Origin of the sequence: Rhizobium sp. BK538, assembly GCF_014197575.1 — a bacterium.
Lineage (GTDB): Bacteria > Pseudomonadota > Alphaproteobacteria > Rhizobiales > Rhizobiaceae > Rhizobium.
Map to the genome: position 1 here is coordinate 40,528 of NZ_JACIFT010000032.1, position 9,468 is coordinate 49,995.

The 9,468-nt window shown below is 59.9% G+C and carries 5 protein-coding genes; all 5 read right to left on the minus strand.

Annotated elements, in window-relative coordinates:
• Window positions 1-30 precede the first annotated feature (30 nt).
• Window positions 31-786 carry a transporter substrate-binding domain-containing protein gene (locus tag FHX09_RS27360; protein WP_132592686.1) on the minus strand — a complete coding sequence of 252 codons (756 nt, stop codon included), beginning with the start codon at window positions 784-786 and terminating at the stop codon, window positions 31-33.
• Window positions 787-1,044: 258 nt separating this feature from the next.
• The gene (locus tag FHX09_RS27365) at window positions 1,045-4,197 is read right to left on the minus strand and encodes an efflux RND transporter permease subunit (protein WP_184450931.1); all 3,153 of its coding nucleotides are present in this window, start codon (window positions 4,195-4,197) and stop codon (window positions 1,045-1,047) included.
• 8 nt (window positions 4,198-4,205) lie between these two features.
• A complete protein-coding gene (locus FHX09_RS27370; protein WP_183721470.1) occupies window positions 4,206-5,486 on the minus strand; it encodes an efflux RND transporter periplasmic adaptor subunit in 1,281 nt (426 codons plus the stop codon).
• A 12-nt stretch (window positions 5,487-5,498) separates the two neighbouring features.
• Window positions 5,499-6,845, minus strand: a complete 1,347-nt coding sequence (gene hemA, locus FHX09_RS27375; RefSeq protein ID WP_132592680.1) for a 5-aminolevulinate synthase — start codon at window positions 6,843-6,845, stop codon at window positions 5,499-5,501.
• 370 nt (window positions 6,846-7,215) lie between these two features.
• Window positions 7,216-8,166 (minus strand): DoxX family membrane protein, encoded by a 951-nt coding sequence (locus tag FHX09_RS27380; RefSeq protein ID WP_245505521.1) that lies wholly within the window; start codon window positions 8,164-8,166, stop codon window positions 7,216-7,218.
• Between the last annotated feature and the right edge of the window lie 1,302 nt (window positions 8,167-9,468).

The window sequence follows — 9,468 nt, forward strand, 5'->3', positions numbered from 1 at the left end:
GCAGCCTTAGGTTCCTTCAAGTCTACGTCCCTAGTAAATGCTGAAGGGGAAGTACTGGTCGTTGATTCTATCGTAGACCCCGTTGAGCTTGATCTGCTTCAAGGCGTCGTTCACTCGAGCGATCAGTTCCACGTTGCCTTTTTGCGCAGCAATGTGAGCGGAACTTTGTAGAAATTCGCTCGAAATCGGATCGCCGACGTATCCGTATACGGAACCCTTCCCCGTCTCCATGAAACTCAGGAGTTCGATGGCGTCGCCAATCAAGAGATCAGCCTTGTTCTCTTCAAGCAGCTGCTGTGCCGACGGTTGATCCTTGGCCAAGACGAGAACGCTTTGAGTGTATGCCTGCTTCACGTAGTCAGCCTGAATTGTTCCCTCGGCGGCGGCGATACGAACACCGGTGAGCGCGGTCGGCGAGCTATCTGTGAACTTGTCCGCGTTACCAACGAGCACAGAGTGGGATCGATAGTACGGGGCTGAAAATTCGACGCGTGCGGCGCGTTCCTTTGTGTAGGCCATGCTGGCAACGATCAAATCGTACTTGTCTGCCTCAAGCCCGTCGATGATCTTTGGCCACTCGACGGTCTGGAACGTGCATTCGCTCTTGAGCTGTTCGCAGAGCGCTTTGGCAATATCCACGTCGAACCCTTTAAGCGTTCCGTTCTGGTCGATGAGATTGAAGGGCGGATAGGCGCCTTCGGTGGCAATCCGGAGCCGCTCGGCCGCGTTGGCCGCCGACATGGCGGTCAGCAGTGCGAAGACGGCTATGACTGAAGTGCGCATCATGAAGTTTCTCCAATAAGATCATCATGATGATGCAAAATGCCTAATGAACTGCTGATGCGACCTTTGCGATTTGATGATTTGAATAAAGAACAAGGGTGGTACCAAATCTCTTTGGGCCGCCACGCTCAAAACATCCAGCCGCCGCCGTCCATTTGCATCGCCTCAGAGCGATCGCACATCAAAAGGCCGTCAGAGCACGACCTCAGCCAAGCAGCTGCCAAAAGCCTCCTTGGCCGAGTTGACCTGAGGTCACCCTTCTTACGGCTTATCGTTGTTCGGCTGGTCAAGCCGCAGCCGCTGTGGGTGCTGGCCTAAGCAATGGCCGGTGATCAGGGCGCCAACCCTGTGGACCTGCAGGAAGAGTGCGGGCACGAACACCAGCGACAAGAGCGTCGAGGCGATCAGGCCGCCGATGACGAAGATCGCCATGGGCGCACGGAATGCACCACCATCGCCAACCCCAAGCGCGACAGGCACCATGCCGGCGGCCATGGCAGCCGTGGTCATGACAATCGGGCGAAGGCGCTGCTCGGCGGCCAGGACGACGGCATCGCGCGGCGGCGCGCCCGCGCCAATCATCCGACTGGCCAGGTCCACGATCAAAATAGCGTTCTTGGCGACGATTCCCATGAGCATCAGGGCTCCGATCAAGACCGGCATTGTCACGCCATGGCCGGTTGCGGCCAGCGCGACGAGCCCTCCAGACAGTGATAGCGGCAGGGACAGGAGGATGGTCAGTGGCTGGAACGGGCTGCCGAAAAGCACGAAGAGAATGACGAAAACAAAGGTCGATCCGAGAATAGTCGCTTCAACGAAGCTTGCGAAGAAGTCTTCCATCGAGCGCGTTTCCCCGGCAGTTTGCAGGCGTATACCGGCCGGCAGCGGATGTCGCTCGATCCATGATTGCAGTTGCGCAAGTGCCGTTCCGGGCGAGGCGGTCTCGGCCAAATCGGCGTTAAGTTCGATGCGGCGCAGCCCGTCCTGGCGCAGGATCAGCGCCGGCCCGTACCCTTCCACGATGCGGGCAACCGCCCCCAGCGGAACCACCTTCCCATCTGCGGTGCGCAATGGCATGAGCTCAATGAGGGATAAGTCGGCGCCTGATTTGCGGACCTCAACACGAACAGGAACGTTCCGGCCATCGATCTGGATGGAACCGAGCGCCCGATCCCTGTCGCCCATCGTTGCGACACGCAATGCGTTCGATAGCGAGTCGAGCTTAAGTCCCATAGCGGCGGTAAGGTCGAGGTCGGGAATGACCTGAAGCTCTGCCCTGTGCGTGGTGCCGGATGATGTCACGTCACGGATTGAAGGCATGGACGCCATGGAGGATGCGAGCCACTCTCCCGCGCGCTCCAACGCCACCGCATCCTGTGACAGCAACGAGACAGAAAACTGTCGCCCCCCCGTCAGGCTAACCTGGCTGATGCGAATGTCGGCGATGGACCTCAATTTTCGGGTGATGTCAGAAGCGATGGCTTGGCGCGTTCGCGCTCGGTGGGCCGGGTCTGTCAGCGCGAGCTGGACGGCGATCGACTGCAGGTTCGCCAGTCGGGCCGCGGAAGCCCTATATGCGTAGACATGTACGACCTCGCTGTCAGAGGCGAGCAATCTGGCGATTTCGCTGGATTTCTCACGCATTGCGGCATTGCTCGTGCCGCCTGCCATCTCGATTGCAAATTTGAGCCGCGTTCCATCCTCGTCCGGAATGAAGCCACGTGCCAAGCCCGGAAGGACGAAGAGGGCGGCCCATGCAAGCGATGCGATCCCCAGGCCGATCGTGACAAAGGACATGTCGATGGCTATGGCGTATCGGGGAGGCCGGTCGGCGTGGGATCGTCCAAGCGCAATGCGATGACGGCCGGTCGCGAACCTGAGGAGCCTGGAATAGCGGCCTTCAGTGGGCAAGGCAGGGGTATTTGGATCAGGCGTACTCGGCCGGAGCAGTCTTGAGGCAAGCAGCGGCGTTATAAGACGGGCAACCAGCAGAGATGCCAGTGTTGCCGCTGCCACCGTCATGCCGAACTCGCGAAAATATTGACCGGGCGTGCCCCCGATCATGGCGAGCGGCGCGAAGACGGCAACGATCGTCAATGAGATTGCGATAACCGAGCTGCCGATCTCTTCCGTCGCGTCGATGACTGCCTGATGCGGCGCCTTTCCCATTTCAAGGTGCCGCGCCGTATTCTCGATCTCGACGATGGTGTCATCGACAAGGAGACCGATCGCCAACGTCAGTCCGAGCAGCGAGACGAGGTTCAGCGAGAAACCGAGTGCGTCCATGATGAAGAAGGTCGGGATCACCGCGAGCGGCAGGCTGATTGCGGCGATCATGACGGAACGCCAGTCCCTCAAGAAGAAAAACAGCACCGCAATCGTGCAGATGGCGCCTTCGAGCATGGCATGCATCGTGCTTGCGGCATTGTTGCGCGTGTAGCTGGCGTTCTCGTCCAGCAGCGTGAACTGCAGACGTGTGTCCTTGCTGGCCAAGTCATCGACCGCTGTGCGTATGCGGTTGAATGTTTCGACCTCGTTTGCGCCTTTCTCCGTGAAGAAGGACAGGGCCAGGATCGGTTCGCCGTCCAGTTGGGCGAAGCCTCCGGCGTCGACCCAGCCATCCTCAACGCGCGCAACATCCGAAAGCCTCAAGCCGGCACCGTTGGTATCCGGCAGTGCGACGCTGGCCAGCGCGGCAATACCCGTCAGTGCCGATACGGTCCTTATTGGTCGATCGAATTCGTTGGCCGATACAATGCCGGCCGAGGCGTTGGTAATGGCGGTGCGAAGTGCTACGCCGACAGCGTCGGCGGATAGCCCGCGAGCGAGCATCTCGTCAGGGTCGAGCCAAACCCGAACCTCGCGGGCGTCGCCGCCTCGCAGCACGACCTTGCCGACGCCGCGAATTCGCTCGAATCGACGTAGGACATCGTCGTCTAGAACGCGGTCGAGTGCTTGGAAAGACATTGCGTTCGACCGCACGGCGAAGGTCGCAACGGCGATCTCGCGCAGGTTCGATAGCGCAATTGCCGGTTCCTCGATCGCCGCGGGAAGGTCGCCACGCATCGAAAGCATTGCACGATCGGTCCGTTCAAGCGCCACCTGAGGATCAATGGCGGCGTCGAACTCTAAATTGAACGTGACCGCGCCATCCTCGATGGCTGTATCCAGTCGGCGAATGCCGTCTAGTCTCAACAAGACATCTTCGCATTTCTGGGCAACATCGTATTCGAGATCGCTGGCGGATGCTGCCTGCTGCCGAAGCACGACCTTGACGATAGGCGATTCCATTTCGGGGAAACGGCTGATCGGCAACGCGCGCAGCGACAGAAGGCCCATCACCACCAGAAGAACGAAGATCGCAATGCTATAGGCGGGGCGTTCGATCGACCAGCGGGAAAGGTTGAACGACATGCGCGACCTCACCTGTTCGAGGCAAGAACGGAGGCGGCGGGCACTGGTCTCACGTGCGTACCTGCCTGGACGATTTCGCCAGCGCGCAGCACGACCTGCTCCCCTTCAGTCAGACCTGACAGAACCTGGATCTGCTCTGCTGTGCGCTCCCCTGTCACCACGCTTCGTCTCTCCACGATGCCCGAAATCACGACATCCACGTGTGCTCCCTCCGGCGCTTGGTGGATTGCGGTGAGCGGCAAGACCACCGACGTGCCTTCGATATAGGGAAGCTCGGCGCGGGCGAACGCTCCGATTTTCAAGGCCTCGGATTGGGGAAGGGCAAGACGAAGGCGCGCCATCCTGGTGGACGGATCGACGCTCGGCGAGACATGTCGCAGCGTGCCGGAGACGGTTGTGCCCATCCCCTGGATGGTGACGACGGCGGGCGAATGGGGCTGAATTCGCCCGACGATACGCATTGGCACCAATGCCTCGAACTCGATCACGCCCTCCTTGACAAGCCGGAAAAGCGGCGCGTCACTGGAGGCGATATCGCCGAGCCTTGCGATCCGCGCGGTCACGATGCCGGCGGCCGGTGCCCTGACGCGGGTCCGTTCGAGTTGGGCCATTAGTTCTCGGCGTTTGACATAGGCGATCGCGCGTTCGGCAACGGCAACGCGTTTCGTTTGGTGCGCCGTTCGCAGCTTGGCGTTGGCCACTTTCACGTCGGCCTCACGCTGCTCGAGGACATCGAGCGACATCACGCCGCTACGAGACAGAGGCTGGGTCCTTTCGAGCGCCTTCTGCGCCAGGTCTAGATTGGCTTCTTCGAGAGCGATCGCGCTTTCGCTCTGCAGTAGAAGCGCATTCGCCCGTTCGATCTCAACGTCGTTCATCGAGACAGCGATTTCGTCGAGGTCCGACGACAGGATGGCGAGTACTTGTCCTTCCCGCACCTTGTCGCCTTCGTCCACGAGGACGGCTTCAATTTTGGCATGTTGGCTTTCGGTGCCGACGGACACTTCCTCGCGCGCAACGAGCGACCCCGAGACGAATGTGCGCGTTTCAAGACGACGGCGTTCGGCGGCGACCGTGGTGACGGTGACGGTCGGTGCGCCGCCAGCACCCGGCGCTGCACGCGGCGGTGAGCTCGCCCCCTTGCCGACAAGAAGAGGGCTGACGAGGATAGCCGCGACAATTGTCGCAAGTGCGGTCGCGGTTGCGGCTTTTCGCAGCAAGGTTGCGCGGCGAAGTACTCCACTGTCGGGCGGGGACGATGTGTTCGTCCATGGCCGTCTGATGTTCATGACGACACCTCTCTACGCCCGGGGGTGAGCCTCCAGCATGGCGCGGTCGCTGCTCATCGCCAGGAGCTGGCGGCAGGCCGTGCACATAGCCGGCTCCTTGGGGCGCCAAGCATGTGCCGGCGCTGCCTGAGGCATTTTCACGCGAGTCCTTGGGGCCCGGGCAAGGCCGGTCTGCTCCCACACCTCATCCAGTGCTTCGACGAGTTGTTCGATGTCACCACGGCTGTGAAGAGGGGAGGGGGTGATGCGCAGTCTTTCCGTACCGCGCGGAACCGTGGGATAGTTGATTGGCTGGATATAGATGTCGAAATCGTCGAGTAACCGATTGGCGACGGTCCGGCATTTCACGGGGTCGCCAACCATTACCGGCACGATGTGGCTGGGATTGGCGCGGTGGGGAATGCCCCGGTCGTCGAGACGCTCGCGCAGCAACCGAACACGATCCTGCTGCGCTTTTCTTTCCCATTGGCTTTCCTTCAGGTGCCGCACCGAGGCGAGCGCACCGGCCGCCAGCATCGGCGGAAGCGCCGTCGTAAAGATGAAGCCGGACGCGAAAGAGCGCACGAAGTCGATGACGGGCGCGCTTGAGGCGATATATCCGCCAATGACCCCAAATGCCTTGCCGAGCGTGCCCTGGATGATTGTCAGACGATTCATGACCCCGTCGCGTTCCGCGATCCCTGCGCCACGCCGACCGTAGAGACCGACGGCGTGGACTTCATCCAGATAGGTCATGGCGTCATATTGCTCGGCAACGTCGCACAGTTCGGCAATCGGCGCGATGTCTCCGTCCATCGAATAGACCGACTCGAAGGCGACCAGCTTTGCGCGGTCGGGTTCGACCTCGCGCAGACAGCGCGCCAGGTCGTCCGGGCAGTTATGCTTGAAAATCCGGTACTCGGCGCGGGAATGGCGAATGCCTTCAATCATCGAGGCGTGGTTGCCGGCATCGGACAATACGACGCAGTTCGGCAGCTTCGCGGCCAGCGTCGACAGAGCCGCCCAGTTGGAGACATAGCCCGACGTGAACAGCAGGGCGGCCTCCTTGTCGTGAAGGTCGGCCAATTCGCGCTCCAGCAAGACGTGACTATGATTGGTGCCGGCGATGTTGCGCGTGCCACCGGCGCCCGTGCCTGACAGATCGATCGAACGATGCATGGCTTGCCGGACCTTGTCGTTCTGTCCCATGCCGAGATAGTCGTTGGAACACCAGACGATGACGTCACGCACGCGCTCGCCGTCGTGATAGCGGGCACGCGGAAAGGCGCCCGCCACTCTTTCTATGTCGGCGAAGACGCGATAGCGCCCTTCCTGACGGAGCCCATCCAGGGCGTTGCTGAAGAATGCGCTGTAGTCCATTGCCCCTCCTCGGTCGGCTCCTTTCCTCGACGCGCGAGGTTGCCGGCATTCGCACTACGACCCGCCTGTATCGTAGGGATGTTACGGTCCCCCAGACATAGACCTAGGTTGAACGAAGTGTGCGACATAGGCCGCCATCGGGCGGGACCAAAGTCCGACATCGGGAATATGGGACGTCGTCGTATTTGCTGCGCAATCATGGCTTGGCTCGCTTCGAGCAAGATGAAGATTAATGAGATCTGTAGGAAAAAAGCCATCGACGCCAATGAGGTGTGGATCGGATTGCTCGCCACGACTACGCTCAGGACCGCAATCACGGACACCGTCGCGAACAGAAGAAAGACCCCCGTCCTTGTGTGTTCAAAGGCCGTCACTTTGATATCGCCAGGCGGTGTCCAGCGTGCGCTGATATTTGCGTCGGCGTGTCGCGACCATAAAGAACCGCATGTAAATTCCAGTAGGTGGGCGCCAGGATCGCCAAGGCAGCAATGAACCCGATGGGTGCACCGACGATCGCTCGTCGGAAACCCGGCGCAATTTGGATCTCGCGAGACGGGTCGATCGCCGCAACCACCAGCATCATTGTGATCAGACCGTGGCCAACGAAGTCCAGTCGTCCAAATGGTATGACGGCCGCATTGAAGATGATCAGCAGTGTTATGGCAGAAAACCGCCGCACGATAGGTGTCCAGATCAATCCGAGGCCGAGGACAAACTCGACGACACCTGCCATCGGCAGGAATACATCCGCCGGCATCCCGAAGGTCAGGAACGGTTTGTCCTGCGCCAGCGGATAAAACCAGTCCGGATAGGCGAACTTTTCGAGGCTGGAGCGCATCAGTGTAATGGCGATCGCAAAGCGCAGAATGGTGAAACGCTGTTCTTGCCACGAAGACCCCTCAAGCGAGAACGACACGAGATAGCCGGCAACGCCAAGGGCAAGCACAAGATAGTCGAGCAGATGAAAGAGCTGATACTCATAAAGCGCCGTACCCCAGAGCGCGAGTATCCCCATGGCGGAAAGCAACATCGTTCGGCGCGAGAAGAGGCCGGCTGCGATAAACAACTGTGCCCACGAGACCCATTCCGAGCGCGTTCTTAGGTCAGGCGTAAGATAGACACCGCCAAGAGCGAAGATGGCGATGAAGAAGGCTGCCGTCGCGGCGCGGACGAAGTCGTCAGCCCGGTTCCACAGGGGTGCTGCCAGACGGTCCATAGCCATAAGTATCCTATCGCCGACGACGGTGCACTCGACAGCGACGGTGACAGCGAAGAGCGGGATCGCGATCGCGACGGCAAGCCAGAACCAGATGCTCGTCAAGGTTTCTGCAAATGGTCGTGAGGCTGATGCTATGTCATACGGCGCAAACCATTTGACATGAGCCTCGGCCAGCGTCGGCGTCCCCGTGCTAACCATGATCGCCGCGGCAGCTTGCCCAATTCGTCTTAAGGGAATTTCGCCCCTGTTCGTTCGATAACATGTCACAAGCATCACACCCCCCTTTGCGGTGGCTGCCGTGGCCGGGCTGGTTCTTTCCAGACCAACGTCCGGCCTGATTTGCCTGAGGCTGCCATTGCGGCGCCGTGCGTCTTTTTCAGCCGCGCAAGCGTCGCTGTAACAGTTTGAACCACTGCCTGGTTTCGTCCTTAAATCGGCTCCGATTTACAGAATCAGGCAGCGGCTGGCGCCGACGAAGGCGGCGCCACGGTATGCGCAAAAATGATCTATCGAGCAGTCCGCCGTCGGGACTGGCGATCCTAGCTGGGAAATGGGTCGGCATCCGCGATCTTGCGGTGGAGAAAGGATCGCCAGAAGCCGGTCCAATGGGAACGGCGGAAGGTCCAGCAAGTTTTGCGACTTTCGTCGCGCCTGCTATACGGCCTTCCGTCCTAGGGAAGCAGGCGAGACACTGCGTAGTGTCTTCGAAGCTTTATACTCTGCAATTCCTGGGTGCCAAAACACTTGAGCTTAGCAACTGGCCAATCGCGCGAGAAAGCCTTCAAGTCGGCAGGCAAGGCCCTCGGTCACTTCTGACCTCAGCGAAAGGAAGAAGCAGCAAGTGTGCAACGATCCGGCGACGAAAATGTGTTTTTCAGCGGTCGCCAGAAAATCTGCGACCAGCCGGCAAACGACTATGAAGCTCCGGGACGAATACTCAGTCGCTGCTGTTTAAGGTCAACGCTCAGACCGAAGAAAGCCTCGCGATGCTGGCGGGGCCAGTCGTCGACGGGTAGCGTATGGATACCCCCACGGATTCTGTCGAAACCCATCCGGATTCGCTCGCGTTCCTCGGGTGTATCACCAGTTCAACGCCCACCAGAGAAGCGCACCTGCTGCAATCAGAACAGCCAGGACGTAGAAAATTCGCGAGGCCATTGAATCTCCGAAAGGTTTAAAGATCGGAGGGTGCAACCTTTGATGGGCGAGGTCAAGCGCCGGAGAAGGCTGCGCTTCTCTAATCGGCGGGCTGAGGTCAAGCTCTTTTCCGACTATCAGTAGTCGCGGAGGCAAGTTATCGTCCGCAATCGGCCGAGGCTGTCGTCTAATCGCGCGGTAAAATGCAAGCCCTTTTTTGAACATCGAAGCTGTCGTTTGCCGGGAGCAGTGTCGTCTTCGCGGTCG